This is a genomic window from Paenarthrobacter sp. 10L420 (assembly GCF_056395385.1).
Window position 1 is genome coordinate 38423 of sequence record NZ_JBFTJK010000023.1, and the last position, 18817, is coordinate 57239.

Consider the following 18817-nt stretch of genomic DNA (forward strand, 5'->3'; position numbering starts at 1 on the left):
AGTATCTGCGCGGACCCACAGCACGATAATCTAGCCAGAGTCCACCAACGGGAAGGCACCATGGAAACCGTCAATACTGCAATCCAGCCCGAGAAGACCCGCCGCCGTGTACTTCTGAAACTTTCCGGCGAGGTCATCGGCGGAGGCAAGCTCGGCGTCGATCCTGAGACCGTCCGCGCTATCGCCAAGCAGATCGCCGCTGCCGTCGCTGACGTCGAAGTAGCCATTGTGGTTGGCGGTGGAAACTTCTTCCGCGGAGCCGAACTATCCCAGAGCGGCATGGACCGTTCCCGTGCGGACTACATGGGCATGCTTGGCACGGTCATGAACTGCCTCGCGCTGCAGGACTTCCTGGAGCAGGCGGGCGTCGAAACCCGCGTCCAGAGCGCCATCACCATGGGCCAGGTGGCAGAGGCGTACATTCCTCGCCGGGCCATCCGCCACATGGAAAAGGGCCGCGTGGTCATCTTCGGTGCAGGAGCCGGTCTGCCGTACTTCTCCACGGACACAGTAGCTGCACAGCGTGCGCTCGAAGTCCACGCCGACGTCGTACTGATGGCCAAGAGCGGTGTGGATGGCGTCTACACCGCAGATCCCAAGAAGGATTCCTCCGCCGAAAAGCTTGATGTCCTCAGCTATGACGACGCCCTGCGCCGGGACATCCGTGTCATGGACCAGACAGCCATGACCATGTGCAAGGACAACAACCTCTCCATGGTGGTCTTTGGCATGGAGGGCGAGGGCAACGTTACCCGCGCCATCCTGGGTGAAACGCTGGGAACCCTGGTTACTCCCTAGCAGCGGCTAGGATATTTCTTAGGACCGTCCGCCCCTCGTGGCGGATCTTTACTGTGCATTCCTGTAACGTGCATTGCCGCCCGCAGTTGGGCAGCGACTATTTTCTGAGGAGAAACCCGTGATCGAAGAGACCTTGCTCGAAGCCGGCGAGAAGATGGACAAGGCGGTTGAGGTAGCCAAGGAAGATTTCGCCTCGATCCGTACGGGCCGGGCAAACCCAGGGCTCTACAACAAGGTGATCGTGGAGTACTACGGCACACCCACTCCGCTGCAGCAGCTCGCATCCTTCGCAGTTCCGGACGCACGGACCATCCTCATCACGCCGTACGACAAAACGGCACTGCGTGACATCGAGAAAGCCTTGAGCGACTCCGAGGTTGGCGCCAACCCCTCCAACGACGGCAACATCATCCGTGTCACCATCCCGGAGCTCACCAAGGAGCGCCGCAAGGAATACGTCAAGATCGTCAAGGGCAAGGGTGAAGACGCCAAGGTCTCCATCCGCAGCATCCGCCGCAAGGCCAAGGACGCTATCGACAAATTCGTCAAGGACGGCGACGCCGGCGAGGACGAAGGTTCACGCGGTGAGAAGGAACTCGACGCCATCACCAAGCAGCACGTCGACAGCATTGACGAACTGCTCAAGCGCAAGGAAGCCGAGCTGCTCGAGGTCTAATGAACCAGGCAGAGCCGGCACCCGCTGGGCGGGTCCCGACACGCGATACGAGCAAACGCGTCAGGCGTCTGCGAGGGAACCCGACGCCGAAGGCAGGCCGTAATCTTCCGGCTGCCATCGGCGTCGGGCTTGCCATGCTTTTCGCCGTGCTTGGGGGACTGCTGTTCCTCCCGCTCGGATTCGTCCTGCTCACAACATCGTTTGCGGTGCTGGGCGTTTGGGAAGTTTTCAGGGCCCTCGAGGCCCAGGGGACCAGGATGCCGATCATCCCAGTGATGATCGGGACCCTGGTGATGCCTGTTTCCGCCTACTTTGGCGGTTTGGAAGGCTTGTTGTTCACCATGACGGCAAGCTGCGTCGCAGTGCTGCTGTGGCGCTCCATTGAGAGTGCCGCAGGTGCCCCCCGCAGCGTCTTCGCGGGTGTCTTCACTCTCGCTTGGATACCGTTCCTGATCAGCTTCGCCGCGCTCCCGCTGCATGCCAGCGGTGGCGCTACTCCGGTCGGCTTGTGGCCGGACGGCATTCCAGGTGGAGCCTGGCAGATCGCCACCATGCTGCTCCTGGTCGTATCGAATGACACGTTCGGTTACATCGTGGGCGCCTCCTTCGGGAAGCACCCGATGGCACCGAAAATCAGTCCCAAAAAGTCCTGGGAAGGATTTGCCGGTTCTGTCGCAGGCGCCATGATCATTGGTGTTCTTGCGTGTGTCCTCATGTTGGACAAACCGTGGTGGGTTGGCCTGGTGCTGGCTACCGGCATGGTTGCTGCTTCGACGGCGGGAGACCTCGCCGAATCCATGGTCAAGCGCGAACTTGGCGTGAAGGACATGAGCAGCATCCTTCCCGGCCACGGCGGCGTCATGGACCGATTGGACTCGATCGTCTTCGCGGCCCCTGTAGCCTATGTTCTGTTCGCGCTGCTGAGCGGCGTCTGACACCCCGATGAAGGAAAATTAGTGACTTTGGATATTCGTCGCCAGATTCCCGCAACGTTCGATCGCGTTGAGCGCAGCAAGTATGGCTACAACGCCAAGCAAGTGGATGCGTTCCTTAGCCGTGCCAGGACTTCTTTCGAGAACCCTGTGGGTGCCGCCGATCAAGTGGCCAGCACGGATGTACGCGATGTAGCTTTTGACCCGGTCAAGGGTGGTTACGATGCCAACAGCGTCGACGCCGCGTTGGATCGGCTTGAAGACGCTTTCGCAAGGCGGGAACGCGATGACCTCATCAGCCAGCAGGGCGAGGAAGCCTGGCTGCGGCAGATCGGTAAGCTCTCCGGCATCCTTCGCGGACGGCTGCACCGGCCCGACGGCGAACGATTCCGCCGCCCGGCCAAGAAGAAAGTCCGCAGCTACAACGTCCAGGACGTGGATGCACTCTGCGCCGAACTCATCGGTTACCTGGAACACGACCAGCCCCTCAGCGTCGACACCGTTCGCCGCGCCGTCTTCCGCGCCGCCAAGGGCGAGGAAGGCTATGACGAGGCCCAGGTGGATGCATTCCTTGATCGTGTGGTTGAACTGATGGCGGCCATCGACTGAGAAGGCCTCCAAACTAACGTGGTGTTGGGGAGATGGGTGGGTTGTTCTTCCACACATCGAGGTAACGGCGCCTCCCTCGAGCCAGCACTGTAACGAAAAAAGCCAGTGCTGCCACGACGGCAACGCCCACCGCGACAGCGGCTGGCAGTCCTGCCACCAACAGCGCCGAGCCAACCAACAAGGCGATCAGTGCTGCGTTTACAGTTGCCATGAATATCATGCTGCTGCCGGCCACTTGGCTGAAGTCCTTCCTGCCGCCGAAGAAGTAGTACGTACGTTTCGAACCTTCCTCGTCGTCGTGGGACGCAGCCATAAGGTACTTCGCCATGCCAGGGTCCAGCTCCACGTACGCGGCTCGCAACCGGTTCATGGCGATGACGTACATCAGATCCTCCATTCCGACGCTGATGACGCGTATGTGGGTTAACAGCCCCACCATGAGGTCGATGGTGAGGATGGTCAGCGCGAATGCCCTGAAGGCTTCGGAGAATTGCGTAGCTTGTCCCACCAGGGCAACACTCAGCAGGCTGGCCGATGTGAACGTCAGGAACATGCTGATGCGCGTGAGTACCTCACCTTGTGTAGTGCTTCTTGAAGCAAGAAGACTCCAGTGTTCGGTGGCCAGCAGCTGGGCCCTGATGCTGGGCGACAACGCCGGTAGGGTCATGGGCGGTTCGGGGCTGGCTGCACCCGGTTCCTCGGACATGGCGTCATTGTCCACCTTGCGCCATGCCCGGACAACAGGGTGCCAATACAACAGGGCGCCGCCTTGTGTGCAGCTTCCTAGCGTTCGGTAGCCACTGGCCGTTCTGGAACGTGCAGGCGGGACATGACGCGGTTCACGGAAGCCGGCACACGGTTCTTGGTCCAGACGGAGACTGCCACCGTCACTGCGAAAGCAGCGGGGACCGTCCATGCAGCCGGTTGCGCCAACCAGGCAGGAGCATTGCCCTGGCCCATGACAGTGCCCATCACCATGGCCCCGCCACACAGCAGCGCACCGGTCACCATCCCCGCAATTGCCCCGGCATCGGTCAGCCCACGCCACCAGATTCCCAGCAGCAACACGGGACAAATGGTGGAGGCCGTAAAGGCAAAGACCAGTCCAACGCTCCCGGCCAAGGCCAGAGTGTCTGTCATGAAAGCAAAACCCAAAGGCACGACGGCGGCAAGCAGCGCCGCGAGGCGGAATCCCCGGACGCTTCCCCCAAAGAGGTCCTGGCTGATGACGCCTGAGAGCGAAACGACCAGCCCGGACGTGGTGGACAGAAACGCGGCGAAGGCGCCGGCAACCACGAGGGCTGAGAGGAGTTCGCCGGCTGTTCCTCCCACGAGCTTGCCAGGCAACAGCAGGACCAGGGCGTCGGCTTGTCCTGATTGTGCCAGCTCCGGGGCGAAGATTCTTCCCAGAGCGCCGGACAGCGTGGGGAAGAGGTAGAACACAGAGAGCAGTCCAAGGACGATCAATGTGGTGCGGCGTGCCGATTGTCCATCTGGATTTGTGTAGAACCGTACCAGGACGTGCGGCAGGCCCAACGTCCCGAAGAGCAGTGCCACCAGGAGCGAAATGTTCTGGTAGGCGCTGGCGGCTGGCTGGCCAGTGGGATTGACCGGGAGCTGGGCTTGGTGCGGGGTGTCGTTTCCAGCCAGCACCAGGAGCACGAAAATCACGGGAACGGCCAACGCAGTCAGCTTGAGCCAATACTGGAAAGCCTGGACGAACGTAATGGACCGCATCCCACCTGCCACCACCGTGAGGCACACCACCAGCACCACCGCCGTCGAACCTACCCAAGACGGCAGTCCCGTGGTGATGCGGATGGTGAGCGCAGCGCCATGAAGCTGGGGCACGATGTACAGCCAGCCGACGGCCACCACTACCAGGCTTGTGACGCGTCGAACCATCTTGGAATCCAGGCGCGCCTCGGTGAAGTCCGGGATGGTGTACGCGCCAGAGCGCCGCAGGGGAGCGGCAACGAAAAGCAACAGCATGAGGTAACCAGCGGTGTAACCAACAGGGAACCACAAGGCATCGGTTCCGGAGAGCAGGATCAGTCCCGCGACGCCCAGGAAGCTCGCGGCGGACAGGTATTCGCCGCCAATCGCGGAGGCATTCCACCACGGCGGGACTGTGCGCGAGGCAACGTAGAAGTCTCCAGTAGTGCGTGAGATGCGCAGGCCATAGAAGCCGATGACCGCCGTCGTGATCGAAACTGCCAGAAAGGCGACCAAACCAACAGCAGGGTTCACTTGTCCTCCACAAGGTCCCGATATCGGGCTTCATTGCGTGCGGCCGCGCGGTTGTACAGCCAGGCGCTGAGGCCGATCACGGGGTAGATCCCCAGCCCCAGCAACAGCCAGTCGAGCGGAATGCCCAGGATCCGGGTCTCGGCCACCCCTGGTCCGAAGACCAGCAACAGGGCGAACGCAGCGAGAATGAGCAGGAAGCCGCAGGCCACCACCAATGCGAGCCGCAGTTGCGAGCGGATGAGGGAACGGACGAAAACGCGTCCCGCGTCCGAATCCTCGGCGACTTCGCCACCGTAAGGGAACCGGGTGGGGGTCGGTATGGCTGCTTGGTGTGGTGCCGTGACCCGAACGCGCGTCATCCTTGAGGCCGGATGCGGGTGGATTGCAGCTTGTCACGCACCGATGGCAGGTGGCGCCGGCTAATGGGCAGTTCCGCGCCAGCCACTCTTACGCTGGGGGCAGTCGCAGAAAGCTTCAAATGCCCCACATGGTCCAAGGCAATCAGGTAGCTGCGGTGGATCCGGATAAAACCGGCTTCGGCCCACTTCTGTTCCAGATCGCTGAGCGGGACGCGGATCAGGTAACTGGCTTCGGCTGTGTGCAGCCTGGCGTAATCGCCCTGCGCCTGCACGTAGCTGACATCATCCCGACGGATCATGCGTGTAGTGCTTCCCAAGTCCACCGTGATCATTTCGGGAGCAGGAGCGCCGTCCTTGATCAGCTCGCTGATCCGGTCCACGGATCGTGCCAGCCGCTCGGCACGGAGCGGCTTGAGGAGATAGTCGATGGCAGCGAGGTCAAAGGCCTCCAACGCGCAGTCTTCGTCAGCGGTGACGAACACGACGGCGGGCGGGCTGCTGCTGCGCGCGATGGCGCGGGCGATGTCCAAACCAGATAGGGCCGGCATATGGATGTCGAGGAACACGGCGTCAACGGACTCCCGGTCAAGGATCCGTAAAGCCTCGGCCCCGGACGAGGCGCGATGGATGGTCCCGATGCGCGCATCCCGCCCCAGCAGGAAAGCGAGCTCCTCCACGGCAGGCAGTTCGTCATCAGCGACGAGCACGTTGATCATGATTAAAGATTAGCCCGGTGTGTCAGGCGTCATGTCCTGGCTGGGATTTGGGCACCCGCATGGTGATCAATGTTCCTTCACCGGGGGCCGTTTCGATAACGAGGCCGTGCTCGTCCCCATAGACCTGCCGCAAGCGGGCGTCCACGTTGCGCAAGCCCACGTGCTCACCGTCCGTATGTCCGGCAAGCACGGACCGCAGGTGCTCAGGTTCCATCCCCACACCGTCGTCCTCGATGGTGACCTCGGCGAACGCGCCGGAATCATTGGCGCAAATGGTGATGTGTCCGGGGCCTTCCTTCGCCTCAAGGCCGTGCCGGACCGCGTTCTCCACCAGCGGTTGCAGGCTAAGGAACGGTATGACGGTGCTCAGCACTTCGGGTGCGATCCGAAGGCTCACCTGCACGCGCTCGCCGAACCGGGCCCGTTCCAGAAGAAGGTAGCGGTCGATGCAGCGCAGTTCCTCGGCCACCGTGGTGAAGTCGCCATGCCTGCGGAAGGAGTACCTGGTGAAGTCGGCGAATTCCACCACGAGCTCCCTGGCCCGTGCTGGATCTGTATTGATGAAAGAAGCGATGGCGTTCAAGGAGTTGTAAATGAAGTGGGGGCTGATTTGAGCACGAAGAGCCCGGACTTCTGCCTCCATGAGCAGAGTCCGCGACGCCTCCAATTCAGCCAGCTCAAGCTGGGCGGCAATCCAGTCAGCCACTTCGCTGGTGGCCCTTACCAGTCCGGCGCCAGCCGCAGGCGCAAGGGCAGCCACCGATCCGACCACCCTGGAACCAGCACGGATGGGGGCAATAACGGCACTGAAGTCATGGTGGCCGTGCTCGGATTTTGCGTGCGCCGAATGCCCTGCGTGGGGCACCACGGCAGTCCGGCCCGTCGCCAGCACCTCCGCGGCGTGACGCATGAGGGAGGGCCTCAGCTCCTCGGCAGCCCCATCCCATGCAAGGACCGAACCGGTGTCCGTGATGGCCAACGCATCACAGCCGAGGAGCATTCGCAGTTGCTTGCTCGCCTTGGCCGCGCCAGAGGCTTGCAGTCCGCCACGCAGGTGCTGCCCTGCACGCGAGGCTGCATGGAGTGTGTTGTAGGTGGCGCGTTCAGCATCCGTACCAAGGTCCCGGAAGGAGCGAATCACCTTCAACCCAACACCCACGACGACGGCGACGGCCAGCACGATCACGGCGATCGCAGCTGCGGTGAAGAGCGGGGAGTCAGGCATAGAGCCAGCGTAGCGGGATGCCCGCTCACATCCTGCGCCGTTTTTCCCGACGTTTTCCCATATCCCACCGGGTTTCTTCCCGATGCTCGATCACTTCCAGCGCCGTTTTTCCCAACGTTCTCCGATATCCCACCGTTCGGCGCAGCATCCTGACCGTTGGGCGACGGTGGCAGCTGGTTCTCTGGAACCACTGGCACGGCGCGTTCGATAGTGATTGCAGTCACATTGGCAAAGCGTGTGGAGCTGATGTGGACACATCACAATCAGGAGGAACCATGGGTAATGAGGCCCAACCCCAGGACGCAACAGCGTCCGTGGACTTCCAGGAAGTCCAGCAAACGGAACGGTTCAAGACGCTGCGCAAGCGGCACCGCAGTTTTGTCTTCCCAATGGCAGTGGCGTTCCTGCTTTGGTATTTCGCCTACGTTCTCTTGGCCGACTACGCCGTCGGCTTCATGTCCATCAAAGTTTGGGGCAACATCAACGTCGGCCTGATCCTCGGACTGCTCCAATTTGTCACCACGTTCGGCATCACCGCTTGGTACGTGAGCTACTCCAACCGGAAGCTGGACCCCATCGCTGCCGAGATCCGCAACGAGATCGAGGGCCACCAGTTCGATAAGGATGGCAATGTGATCAGAGGGGCAGCCAAATGACCACGAACCACATCAGCACCCTTGTCCCCGCGGTCAACGTCGCCGCATTGAAGGATACGACGCTCCTCAACATGGGTATTTTCGCGCTCTTCGTGGCCGTCACCATGGTGATCGTCTTCCGGGCCAGCAGGAACAACAAGACCGCGGCGGACTACTATGCGGCCGGCCGTTCCTTCACCGGTTCACAGAACGGTACAGCGATCGCGGGCGACTACCTTTCGGCGGCCTCGTTCCTCGGTATCACTGGCGCCATTGCTATCAACGGATATGACGGGTTCCTCTACTCCATCGGCTTCCTCGTTGCATGGTTGGTGGCATTGCTCCTTGTCGCCGAGCTCTTGCGCAACACCGGCAAGTTCACCATGGCCGATGTCTTGTCGTTCAGACTGCGCCAGCGTCCCGTCCGAATAGCGGCAGCCCTCTCCACCCTTGCGGTTTGCTTCTTTTACCTGCTAGCGCAAATGGCGGGAGCCGGTAGCTTGATTTCGCTCCTCTTGGGCATCAGCGACTGGGGCGGACAAGCTTTGGTGATCATCGTCGTCGGCGCCTTGATGATTATGTACGTCCTGATCGGCGGCATGAAGGGCACCACGTGGGTGCAGATCATCAAAGCCATCCTGCTGATCGCAGGAGCTGCAGTCATGACCGCCTGGGTGCTGGCGATCTACGGCTTCAATCTCTCCAATCTGCTCGGTTCCGCGGCCGAGGCCGCCAACAACCCGGCCGTTCTCAACCCAGGCCTGCAGTACGGGAAGACGGAGACGTCCAAGCTGGATTTCATGTCCCTGGGCTTGGCGCTGGTCCTCGGCACAGCTGCCCTCCCACACGTTTTGATGCGTTTCTACACGGTTCCCACAGCCAAGGAAGCACGCAAATCCGTGGTCTGGTCGATCTGGCTGATCGGCCTGTTCTACCTGTTCACGCTGGTACTGGGTTACGGCGCAGCGGCTTTGGTTGGAGCAGACACGATCAAGTCCGCACCCGGCGGCGTCAACTCTGCCGCACCCCTGCTGGCCTTCCACCTCGGTGGGCCGCTGCTGCTCGGATTCATATCCGCCGTCGCTTTCGCCACCATCCTGGCAGTGGTAGCGGGACTGACCATCACAGCTGCGGCGTCCTTTGCCCATGACATCTACGCCAATGTCATCTCTAAGGGCAAGGCCGACGCCACCACAGAGGTCAAGGTGGCCCGGCGCACCGTAGTGGTCATCGGTATTCTCGCCATCCTCGGTGGAATCTTCGCCAACGGCCAGAACGTCGCCTTCCTGGTGGCTCTTGCCTTCGCAGTGGCAGCTTCGGCCAACCTGCCAACAATCGTCTACTCGTTGTTCTGGCGGAAGTTCACCACACAGGGTGCCGTATGGAGCATGTATGGTGGCTTGGCTTCTGCCATCCTGCTCATCACGTTCTCGCCCGTGGTCTCGGGTGCAAAGACGTCCATGATCCAGGGAGCCAACTTCGCGTTCTTCCCGCTGAGCAACCCGGGCATCGTTTCCATCCCACTTGCGTTCCTGCTGGGCTGGCTGGGGACCGTCCTGGACAAGCGCCGTGAGGATCCGGCCAAGCAAGCGGAGATGGAAGTCCGCTCGCTGACAGGTATTGGTGCAGAGAAAGCGGTGGATCACTAAAGTTCAACAAGAATCCGGGCCAAACACGGGGGCTCCTTCTGCCAAACGGCGGGGGAGCCCTCGGGCATGCCAGGACTAATCACCTCTTGAGGCTGAGCCATTCGGTCAACTGTTCCAAAGGCCATGTGGTGACAATCCGTTCCTTAGGCACCCCAAGTGCCTCGGCACGTTCGGCGCCATACTGAAGGAAATCGAGTTGGCCAGGGGCATGGGCATCACTGTCAATGCTGAAGAGGCAGCCGGCGTCCAGCGCCATCTTGATCAACGCGTCCGGAGGGTCCTGCCGCTCCGGCCGTGAATTGATTTCGACGGCGACGCCCCACTCGGCACATTCGGTGAAGACCTTCATGGCATCGAATTCGGACTCAGGACGGGTGCCGCGCGATCCTTGAACGAGACGGCCCGTGCAATGCCCCAGGACGTTCGTGTGGGGATCGCTGATTCCGCCAAGCATCCGCTTGGTCATGGTCTTCTTGTCCGAGCGCAGCTTCGAGTGGACACTGGCCACCACCACGTCCAGCCGGTCCAGCATTTCCGGCGTTTGGTCCAGGGTCCCGTCCTCCAGGATGTCCACTTCGATGCCTTTGAGCAGGCGGAATCCGTCCTGATTGGCATTGATCCCTTCCACCACACCGAGCTGTTTCTCTAGCCGTTCAACGCTGAGGCCATTGGCGATGGTCAGATTGGGGGAGTGGTCAGTGAGGGCAAGGTACTCACGGCCCAGGGTTTTGGCGGCAGCCACCATGGTCTCAATCGGTGAGCCGCCGTCGGACCAATTGCTGTGGCTGTGCAGATCGCCGCGTAACGCAGCCTTGAGGGTGTCGCCGCCGGACGCCAAGGATTCCGCGCCACGCGCGCGAAGGTCGGCCAGATAATCGGGCACCCTGTCTTCCAGAGCCTGGGTAATGACTTCACCGCTTCGGTCCCCAACACCTTTCAGGCTCGTGACTCTTCCGTTCCGGACGAGCCTGGCCAACTCGTCGGGCGGAAGCTGCCGAACGGCGTCGGCCGCTTTCCTGAAGGCCTGGACCTTGAAGGTGGGGGCTTGGCCACGTTCCAACCAAAAGGAGATTTCTTCGAGCGCCTCAACGGGATCCATGGCTCCATGATCCACGAACCGGGCGCACCATCAACAGTGGGCAATGTTGATGGTGCGCCGGTTCGGGCGATTGCCACTAGTGGTGGTGGCTTGGAATCTGTGCTGGAGGTGTGCCTTCGGAGGGGGCTTGGCCGTGTTCGCCGTGGGGGACGGCGTGCTGGCCTGCCATGGATGCTGCCAGTCCCGGCGTGGCAACTGACGCAACAACGACGGCGGCCCCGAACGCGGCTGCCAGAAGCCGCCCGGTCCTTGGCAGGCCGTGGGCGCCGCCGTCGTTGGCCTTTTGCTGCCGACCCAGCCAACCGCCTCCGCCAAGTGCCATCAGCGTCAGTCCCAAGGCGGCAAGATGGCTCACTTCAAGCGAGCGTTCACTAGCCGCTAAATCCCCTGCGACGACGGCGATGTGGGTAGCGGCCGCAACCGCCAGAGCGGGGAAGGCCAGCCGGCCGAAGACAAGGGTGTTCCTGTGGAGCCCCCATAAAGACCACGCCAGGAAAGCGAGTCCAGCTGCCAGGGCAACCATTCCAGCAACCACCAAGCCAAGCGCAGCAGCTTCTGTCAGGCAGCCAGCCGCAATGGACAGTTCCACCATCCCGGCGGCCATGGCCGCGAAGTAGACGAACAACAACGCGGCCGCGTTCAGTGTGGGGTGATATTTGACTGCCATGGCGCTGTCCTCGGTCTCGATGGTTCCGCGATCAGGGATTCCGTGGGCGGGGTTCCGCGATCAGGCGCGGGCCGAGACGACGACGGCCTTGTCCTGGGACAGGGCGACACCCAGAAGCACAACAGCGCTGGCCAGGTGCAGGACGTTGTCTGCCCCGTTCAGGGCGATGATGTTCAGCGAAGTACCCACGAGGAAAAGGCCGAGGATACCCACCAGCAGATAGACGCCGCCCACCGCGCTGTTAACGGATTTGGAAAGCGTGACGCTGTTCATGCCCGCGTAAAGAAGGGCTGCACCTATGGCCAAGTGAATGACGTTGTGCAGGGGGTTCACCGCGAAGATGATCAGGTTGGCGCCTTCGGTGGCGAAGAACCCGATTCCCGAAGTGACGAAGAATCCGAGCACGCCTACCAAGAGGTATACGGCTCCGAAGATGGTGGCGATCAAGCGATTGGGCGAAGTACGCATTGGTCCGAACCTTCCGGTGATGGCAGGGACTTTCCCGGCCGTCCTGTGGAACCCCGGACGGGGCTCTCAAACAGTGATTCGGACCATGAGTGGATGCGGATGGGTGGAAACTGGATTATTTTTCCGCCGTTATGGACGGAGGCGGATGCTGCTCATTTTGAGATCGTCGGTCCCTTCGAAAACGTACTTGAGATCGATGGTCTTGCCACTGCACTGCAAGGTTCCCGCGATGTCCGCTTTATTATTGCCGTTGTTCGAGTTCACGCTCACCGAGCTGTAATTGGGTTTGCATGAGTCGTCAAGTTCCAGGCTGGCAATGCCGTCGATGAAGGACTGCTTATCCAGTTCGTCCTTCAAGGCCTGGTGCAGATAGTTGTCATAAGCCTGCTCTGTTTGCCCTGAAACAACCAGGTTGGTGAACTCGTCAGCCAACGATCTCGCCTTCGACGTCGCGCTGCCCACGACATTCACCAGCACCAGGATGCCCACCACGGCCAGGACGATGACTCCTGCCACAATACTCAGGACAATCCAGAGCACCTTCCTGCTCTTGGCCGGCGGTGGAAACTGCTGGCCGTACTGGCCGGGCGCGTACTGGCCCTGCGGGTACTGACCGGGCGGGTACTGGCCTTGCGGGTACGGGTTTTGGTCCGGTGAGTACTGTCCAGGGGCGTTCTGGCCTTGGGAGCCCGGCGACGACGGCGGCTGTTGCCACTGCGGGGGAGTCCCGTTCGGTTGGGAGTACCCGGGGCCGGGCGGAACGGGTGGTGGGTTCTGGCCGTATTCGCTTCCACCGTATTGATTTCCGCTGCGCTGTCCGTCGCGACCATTCGGTTCCTGCGGGTTGCTCACTGTAGTGCCCCTTTCGGCAGCCTGCGGCAGCGCCACCACGTAGCCGGAAACCGCTGGCCGGCCCCCGATGCGTCCATCTGAATCAAATCGCATTCACGGTTCCACAGGCAAGGGCCAAAAGGTACTAAACGGCAGGTGAAAGCCGGGGGTTTAGCCTTCAGAGCGCCGACCCAGCAGGGGTTGCACTCGGTACGGAATCATTTCCCGCATCGCCAAGGCAGTGTCGGTGCGGTCAACGCCGTCGCACGCAAGGATCTTGCCGTTGATTCGGTAAAGGTCCTCGGCGTCCAGCGCCACCACCCGCAAGAGCAAGTCGGCTGATCCGGTGAGGCCAAAACCTTCCAGGATCTCCGGGATGTCCGCAAGATCCTTCGCGAGGGAGGCGAGTTTCTGTTGCTGGACATGCACGGTGATGAACGCCGTGAGGGGGTAGCCGAGGGCAACCGGATTGATGCGCCGCTCAAAGGAGAGAAAAGCATGCTTCTTCTCGAGTTGGGCCATGCGTGCTTGGACCGTATTGCGGGACAGGCCCAGTCTCTGGGCGAGGGCCACAACGGTCCCTCTGGGATCCTTTGCCATCGCTGAAAGGAGCCGGGTGTCAGTGCCATCCAAAGGTTGCATAATGCGCAAGATTAGCACGGCCTGGCCGCTGCCAACATGGCAGAATGCTCAAGTTTTTCATCGGTAGTTGTACCCCATGCGTCTTGTGAGTAGGGTCACAATTAACGCTGGCGAAGGAGCCAGGGGGTCGGTCTGTGCTTGGATCACAAGTCCAGCAGGGCCGACAAAACCTAGCCGGAAGGTTGCGATCACCTGTGTTGACGGATAAGGCGGGCAAGGGAGTGCAAAATGACGCTCCGCGCCCCGGACAAAGTGCACATAATCCTTTGCGGACGGGGGGCAACCTCCTGCAGTTGGTGTCGCCGGAAGGCGAACGGATCAGCCACCCGGAATTTGATCTCTGGATCAAGGACATCGGCGATGAGCAATTGGGCTCCTTGTTGGAGGACATGACAGTCATCCGCCGCATCGATACCGAAGCCACAGCCCTCCAGCGGCAGGGAGAACTGGCTCTATGGCCGCCGCTGCTGGGACAGGAAGCAGCCCAGATCGGTTCAAGCCGTTCCTTGCGCGACGACGACTTTGTTTTCCCCAGCTACCGTGAAAGCGGCGTCGCCTACATCCGTGGAGCCCATGTCTCGGAGATCGCCCAGGTTTGGCGGGGAAATGCCCTGTACTCCTGGGATCCAAAGCGAATCAACATGGCGACGCCCCAAATCATCATTGGTTCCCAGAGCCTCCACGCCACCGGTTACGCCATGGGCGTCCAACTGGACGGCGCCAGCACGGCAGTACTTGCCTACTTCGGGGATGGCGCCACGAGCGAAGGCGACGTGAGCGAGGCCATGGTGTTTGCCGCCAGTTTCCAAGCTCCCGTGGTCTTTTTCTGCCAGAACAATCACTGGGCCATTTCCGAACCCGTCCGCGTGCAGTCCCACGTTCAATTGGCGGACAGGCCAACAGGGTTCGGCATCCCCAGCCTGCGCGTTGACGGCAACGATGTCCTGGCCGTCATGGCCGCTACCCGTTGGGCTTTGGACCGCGCCCGCAGCGGCGGTGGGCCAACGTTCATCGAAGCGGTTACTTACCGCATGGGTCCGCACACTACCGCCGATGATCCCACGCGATATCGGGATCCGAATGAGCTGGAGGACTGGGCTGCAAAGGATCCTATTCTCCGTCTGCGGAGGCTCCTTGACGCCAAGGGCCTGCTCACCGAAGACCTTGAGAGCAGAGTCAAAGCCAAGGCCGATGCCGTTGCCGCCGAGCTCCGTACCGGTTGCATCAACATGCCCGACCCGCAACCGTTGGACGTCTTTAACCACGTCTACAGCACACCCAATTCCTGGATTGAACGCCAGAAGGATCAGTATTCGTGCTACCTGAACAGTTTCAACCAGCCGGTCGAGGAAGGTGCACTCTGATGTCCCAGCTCACTTTTGCCCGGGCTATCAACGCCGGCCTTCGCAAGTCACTGGAAAACGATCCCAAGGTCATCCTCATGGGTGAGGATATTGGTTCCCTCGGTGGTGTCTTCCGTGTCACCGACGGACTCCAGAAGGACTTTGGAAAGCACCGTGTGATTGATACGCCCCTGGCCGAGTCCGGCATCATCGGAACCGCAGTGGGCCTGGCCTACCGGGGCTACCGCCCAGTGTGCGAGATCCAGTTTGATGGCTTCATCTATCCTGCTTTCGATCAGATCGTCAGTCAGGTGGCCAAGATGCATTACCGGACCCAGGGGCGGGTCAAGATGCCCATCACCATCCGCGTTCCTTTCGGCGGTGGCATTGGCTCGCCGGAGCACCACTCGGAATCGCCGGAAGCTTATTTCACTCACACATCAGGGCTTCGGGTAGTGGCGGTGTCCAACCCGCAGGACGCCTACACCATGATCCAGCAGGCCATTGCTTCCGATGATCCTGTTCTCTATTTCGAACCCAAGCGCCGCTACCACGACAAAGGTGACGTCGACGAGTCCATCGACCTCTCCAAAGCGATGCCATTGGACAAGGCAGCTGTGGTCAACGCCGGTTCGGACGTCACCCTGGTGGCTTACGGCCCTCTGGTTAAAACCGCCAAGGATGCGGCCCAGGCTGCGGCTGATGAAGGAGTCTCCGTGGAAGTCATCGACCTGCGCTCGTTGGCTCCGGTTGATTACCCGGTGGTGGAAGCATCCGTGCGCAAGACGGGCCGTCTGGTTATCACGCACGAGGCCGGACAATCCGGTGGCCTCGGAGCAGAGATTGCGGCCAGCATTACTGAGCGCTGCTTCAACTACCTGGAGTCCGCACCCGTCCGTATTACCGGCTTCGATGTTCCCTATCCCTACTCAAAGCTTGAAATGCACCATTTGCCGGACCTGGACAGGATTCTGGATGGCGTGGACCGCACCTTGGGCCGCCCCAACTCCCTGAGTGGACTGGAAGGATGACCGCCACCATGATCAAGGAATTCAGGCTGCCGGACCTTGGCGAAGGCCTGACCGAGTCGGAAATCCTGAGCTGGAAGGTCGCAGTGGGGGACACCGTCACCCTCAATCAGGTCATTGCGGAGGTGGAGACGGCCAAGGCCGTCGTCGAGCTGCCGTCGCCTTTCGCCGGAGTCGTGGCGGCCCTGCATGAGCAGCCCGGTTCCGTGGTGGAGGTCGGTAAACCGATCGTTTCCTTTGAAGTGGACGACCCCGGAGCCTCCAACGGGGGCAACGGACCTGTCGCTGGACATCAGGCTGTCGGCGAACCGAAGTCCACCAGCGAACCTGCATCAGACGGGGGATCTGGATCGAACAGCGGATCTGGATCGAACAGCGGGTCGCAACCAGTCGAGGCGAGCGGGGCGACCGCAAGTCCCGCCAAACGTGAGCCGAACCTGGTGGGGTATGGCGCCGTCGTCGAGCACACCGGACGGCCGACGCGCCGCGTCCGCGCCCACGTCCAAGCCGTCCAAGCCGAAACCGTCCAAGCCGAAACGCCGCAGGCTCGCCCCGCGGAAGTGGCGCGGGAGTCAACCCCTCACCCTGACGCAGCCACGGCTGAGCGTCCACGTTCCACACCGCCGGTCCGTAAGCTGGCGCGCGATCTGGGGATTGACCTGCAGTTGGTTCACGGAACTGGTCCGGGAGGACTGATCACGCGGGAAGACGTCCAGAACTTCACGGGTGAAGCGGAAGCCGCAAGCGCAGCACCAGCAGAGCCCGCAGCGACCGGCGAGCGTGAAACGCGCTTGCCTATCAAGGGTGTCCGGAAGTTCACTGCGGCCGCCATGGTGCAAAGCGCATTCACCGCGCCGCATGTGACGGAGTTCCTGACGATCGACGTCACTGCGACCATGGAATTGCTCGCGCGGCTTCGGGCCAGCAAAGCGTTCGAAGGCTACAAGCTCACCCCGCTCACGATCGCGGCCAAGGCGGTCCTGATAGCGCTACGGAACAACCCAACGTTGAACTCGCGGTGGGACGAGGCGCGCCAGGAGATCATCCAGTACAACTACGTCAACCTTGGCATCGCGGCTGCTACGCCCCGGGGCCTGACGGTACCGAACATTAAGGATGCCGATCGCCTGACCCTGCGGGAACTTGCCACAGCATTGTCGGAACTCACAGACACCGCACGTGCCGGCAAGACGTCTCCGTCAGATCTTTCGGGCGGCACCATCTCTATCACCAACATCGGAGTATTTGGGATCGACGCTGGAACGCCCATCCTGAATCCGGGCGAGGCTGCCATCGTGGCCTTGGGTGCAGTGCGGAAGGCGCCGTGGGTGGTGGATGATGAGATCGCCGTGCGGCAGGTGATGTCCCTGAGCTTGTCCTTCGACCACCGTTTGGTGGATGGCGAACAGGGCTCACGCTTCCTGGCGGACCTTGGCGCTATCCTGTCTGATCCCGCGATGGTGTTGACTATGGTCTAGCTTCACGAATGTAGGAAGCTGCGCCGACCCACCCCTTTACGAGTGCTTGCAGGAAACTGTGGCTAAGGGGTGGGTCGTCGCGCGTTCAGTCTTCTGTGGGCGTGGTCCGATTGGAGTGGACATCGCGCCAGCTGTGTTCCGGCTCGAAGCCCAGGAGCCTGCGGGCTTTGTCGATGGACAGCATCGTTTCGTGCTGGCCCAGTTCCTTGACAACCTCGACGCCGGGAAAGACTTCCGCAGCGAGCTCGGCGCTGCTTCGGCTCATCACGGTGTCGGAAGCGGCGATGATGAAGGTCTCGAAACCGGGTGCACCTTTCTCCAGGGCGCGGACAACAGCTTGGGCCCCGTCGCGGGCATCGATGTAGCCCCAGAGATTCCACTTGCGCAGCGTGGCCTCCGAGTCAAAGGACGGGAAGGCGTCGTAGTCTTCGGGGTCCATCACGTTGGAGAACCTTAGTGCGGTGATGCTCAACGCCGGGTCCCAGCGCGTGAGCTGGACGGCCATCTGCTCCTCGAGGTGTTTCACGAGGGAGTACGTGCTTTCAGGCCGCGACGCGTACTCCTCATCCACGGGAATGTAGGGAGGGTCGATGTCGAAGGGGAGTCCCAGGACCGTCTCGCTTGAGGCATAAACCACCTTCTTGATGCCCGCTCGCCGCGCTGCCTGAAAGACGTTGTAGGTGGAGAGCATGTTGTTTTCAAAAATTGCGGCGTCCGGAGCCAACCCCGGTGCGGGGATGGCGGCCAGATGGACGATCGCGTCCAAGCCGCTGTGTTGGTCGTCCAAGCCGAGGATGACATCCAGGACCTGCCCATAATTGCGAAGGTCCACATTTACGTAGCCGCGGCCCCTCTTGCCTGCGCGGTCAACGTTGAGCACTTGGTGGCCATCCTGCCTCAGCCGACGGACCACGCTCCTGCCCAATTTTCCGCTTCCGCCGGTTACGGCAATCCTCATGGTGCGCTCCTCGTTAGTGGCTAGTATCAACCATGTTGCTTTAGGGATTCAGTATGGGTTCGAGCTTCAGCCTAGGCTCCACTTCCGCCCCGCACAGCCCCTGAAACTGGCCCTGTGAGTCCTAGGAATACTGGAACGGCCCAAGAACATACGCGCGCAGGCATCCGGAACCCATCAGCATCCGGCACCCATGAGCATCCGGCACACTTCCGCATACCCGCGGCACCGCGCTGGCGCACTTCGGCATACCCGCGGCACCGCGCTGGCCGCACCCGGCATCATTGTCGGGCAGGTTTATGTTCTCTGGGGTGTGTGGTGGTGGTTGCGTCGGGGTGTTTGTTTGGGGTCGATGTGTGGTGGTGGGGTGAACCAGGGCACGCCGGTGGTCATGTCGATCCGCCATTGTTCTTTGTGGATGACGTGGTGGTGGTGGCTGCAGAGCAGGGTGCCGTTC

Annotated in this window: 20 protein-coding genes and 1 pseudogene; 9 read left to right on the forward strand and 12 right to left on the reverse strand. The window is 61.4% G+C overall.

Annotation, left to right across the window (positions count from 1 at the left end; genetic code table 11):
• Window positions 1-60: 60 nt before the first annotated feature.
• The 4 genes from pyrH (at window position 61) to AC1DD5_RS22530 (ending at window position 3015) form a co-directional block, all read left to right on the forward strand.
• Window positions 61-798 carry a UMP kinase gene (pyrH, locus tag AC1DD5_RS22515; protein ID WP_224092194.1) on the forward strand — a complete coding sequence of 246 codons (738 nt, stop codon included), beginning with the start codon at window positions 61-63 and terminating at the stop codon, window positions 796-798.
• A 118-nt stretch (window positions 799-916) separates the two neighbouring features.
• On the forward strand, window positions 917-1474 hold the full coding sequence (gene frr, locus AC1DD5_RS22520; RefSeq protein ID WP_216925335.1) for a ribosome recycling factor: 558 nt from the start codon (window positions 917-919) through the stop codon (window positions 1472-1474).
• The gene (locus tag AC1DD5_RS22525; RefSeq protein ID WP_431119376.1) at window positions 1474-2409 is read left to right on the forward strand and encodes a phosphatidate cytidylyltransferase; all 936 of its coding nucleotides are present in this window, start codon (window positions 1474-1476) and stop codon (window positions 2407-2409) included. The genes frr and AC1DD5_RS22525 overlap by 1 nt, the downstream gene beginning before the upstream one ends.
• Window positions 2410-2430: 21 nt before the next feature.
• Window positions 2431-3015 (forward strand): DivIVA domain-containing protein, encoded by a 585-nt coding sequence (locus AC1DD5_RS22530; RefSeq protein WP_477522805.1) that lies wholly within the window; start codon window positions 2431-2433, stop codon window positions 3013-3015.
• Between the two features lie 13 nt (window positions 3016-3028).
• Here the strand turns inward: AC1DD5_RS22530 and AC1DD5_RS22535 are convergent, their stop codons facing one another.
• From AC1DD5_RS22535 to AC1DD5_RS22555, 5 genes are all read right to left on the reverse strand, one after another.
• Entirely contained in the window at window positions 3029-3721 is a 693-nt protein-coding gene (locus tag AC1DD5_RS22535; RefSeq protein WP_477522806.1) for a hypothetical protein, read from the reverse strand.
• A 77-nt stretch (window positions 3722-3798) separates the two neighbouring features.
• Window positions 3799-5265, reverse strand: a complete 1467-nt coding sequence (locus AC1DD5_RS22540) for a sodium/solute symporter (RefSeq protein WP_442006241.1) — start codon at window positions 5263-5265, stop codon at window positions 3799-3801.
• Complete coding sequence (locus AC1DD5_RS22545) at window positions 5262-5624, reverse strand: hypothetical protein (RefSeq protein ID WP_442006242.1); 363 nt, start codon at window positions 5622-5624, stop codon at window positions 5262-5264. Before AC1DD5_RS22545 ends, AC1DD5_RS22540 begins: the two co-directional genes overlap by 4 nt.
• Window positions 5621-6340 (reverse strand): LytR/AlgR family response regulator transcription factor, encoded by a 720-nt coding sequence (locus AC1DD5_RS22550; protein ID WP_442017005.1) that lies wholly within the window; start codon window positions 6338-6340, stop codon window positions 5621-5623. Before AC1DD5_RS22550 ends, AC1DD5_RS22545 begins: the two co-directional genes overlap by 4 nt.
• 22 nt (window positions 6341-6362) lie before the next feature.
• Entirely contained in the window at window positions 6363-7565 is a 1203-nt protein-coding gene (locus AC1DD5_RS22555) for a sensor histidine kinase (protein WP_442017006.1), read from the reverse strand.
• A gap of 275 nt (window positions 7566-7840) precedes the next feature.
• On the opposite strand from AC1DD5_RS22555, the gene AC1DD5_RS22560 reads away from it, so the two are divergent.
• Together AC1DD5_RS22560 and AC1DD5_RS22565 are read left to right on the forward strand one after the other, a co-directional pair.
• Window positions 7841-8221 carry a DUF485 domain-containing protein gene (locus tag AC1DD5_RS22560; protein WP_477522807.1) on the forward strand — a complete coding sequence of 127 codons (381 nt, stop codon included), beginning with the start codon at window positions 7841-7843 and terminating at the stop codon, window positions 8219-8221.
• On the forward strand, window positions 8218-9849 hold the full coding sequence (locus tag AC1DD5_RS22565; protein WP_477522808.1) for a solute symporter family protein: 1632 nt from the start codon (window positions 8218-8220) through the stop codon (window positions 9847-9849). The genes AC1DD5_RS22560 and AC1DD5_RS22565 overlap by 4 nt, the downstream gene beginning before the upstream one ends.
• 79 nt (window positions 9850-9928) lie before the next feature.
• On the opposite strand, the gene AC1DD5_RS22570 is transcribed toward AC1DD5_RS22565, so the two are convergent.
• The 5 genes from AC1DD5_RS22570 to AC1DD5_RS22590 all read right to left on the reverse strand — a co-directional run bounded on the left by AC1DD5_RS22570 (window position 9929) and on the right by AC1DD5_RS22590 (window position 13556).
• Window positions 9929-10948, reverse strand: coding sequence for a PHP domain-containing protein (locus tag AC1DD5_RS22570; RefSeq protein ID WP_477522809.1), 1020 nt, complete (start codon window positions 10946-10948; stop codon window positions 9929-9931).
• Window positions 10949-11024: 76 nt separating this feature from the next.
• Window positions 11025-11615: a hypothetical protein gene (locus AC1DD5_RS22575; protein ID WP_477522810.1), complete on the reverse strand. Its 591-nt coding sequence runs from the start codon at window positions 11613-11615 to the stop codon at window positions 11025-11027.
• Window positions 11616-11675: 60 nt separating this feature from the next.
• Window positions 11676-12083, reverse strand: coding sequence for a DUF4383 domain-containing protein (locus tag AC1DD5_RS22580; RefSeq protein ID WP_442006249.1), 408 nt, complete (start codon window positions 12081-12083; stop codon window positions 11676-11678).
• A 129-nt stretch (window positions 12084-12212) separates the two neighbouring features.
• Window positions 12213-13028: a hypothetical protein gene (locus AC1DD5_RS22585; RefSeq protein ID WP_477522811.1), complete on the reverse strand. Its 816-nt coding sequence runs from the start codon at window positions 13026-13028 to the stop codon at window positions 12213-12215.
• Window positions 13029-13085: 57 nt separating this feature from the next.
• Window positions 13086-13556 (reverse strand): Lrp/AsnC family transcriptional regulator, encoded by a 471-nt coding sequence (locus AC1DD5_RS22590; RefSeq protein WP_442006251.1) that lies wholly within the window; start codon window positions 13554-13556, stop codon window positions 13086-13088.
• 194 nt (window positions 13557-13750) lie between these two features.
• Between AC1DD5_RS22590 and pdhA the strand changes: the two genes are divergently transcribed.
• Genes pdhA through AC1DD5_RS22605 form a run of 3 tightly spaced genes read left to right on the forward strand, consistent with a single transcriptional unit; the run spans window position 13751 to window position 17405 of the window.
• A complete protein-coding gene (gene pdhA / locus AC1DD5_RS22595; RefSeq protein WP_477522812.1) occupies window positions 13751-14920 on the forward strand; it encodes a pyruvate dehydrogenase (acetyl-transferring) E1 component subunit alpha in 1170 nt (389 codons plus the stop codon).
• A complete protein-coding gene (locus AC1DD5_RS22600; protein WP_477522813.1) occupies window positions 14920-15930 on the forward strand; it encodes an alpha-ketoacid dehydrogenase subunit beta in 1011 nt (336 codons plus the stop codon). The genes pdhA and AC1DD5_RS22600 overlap by 1 nt, the downstream gene beginning before the upstream one ends.
• A complete protein-coding gene (locus AC1DD5_RS22605; RefSeq protein ID WP_477522814.1) occupies window positions 15927-17405 on the forward strand; it encodes a dihydrolipoamide acetyltransferase family protein in 1479 nt (492 codons plus the stop codon). The genes AC1DD5_RS22600 and AC1DD5_RS22605 overlap by 4 nt, the downstream gene beginning before the upstream one ends.
• Window positions 17406-17490: 85 nt before the next feature.
• On the opposite strand, the gene AC1DD5_RS22610 is transcribed toward AC1DD5_RS22605, so the two are convergent.
• Together AC1DD5_RS22610 and AC1DD5_RS22615 are read right to left on the reverse strand one after the other, a co-directional pair.
• A complete protein-coding gene (locus AC1DD5_RS22610) occupies window positions 17491-18363 on the reverse strand; it encodes an NAD-dependent epimerase/dehydratase family protein (protein WP_477522815.1) in 873 nt (290 codons plus the stop codon).
• Between the two features lie 294 nt (window positions 18364-18657).
• Window positions 18658-18817, reverse strand: a pseudogene (locus tag AC1DD5_RS22615) (DUF222 domain-containing protein); the annotation flags it as partial.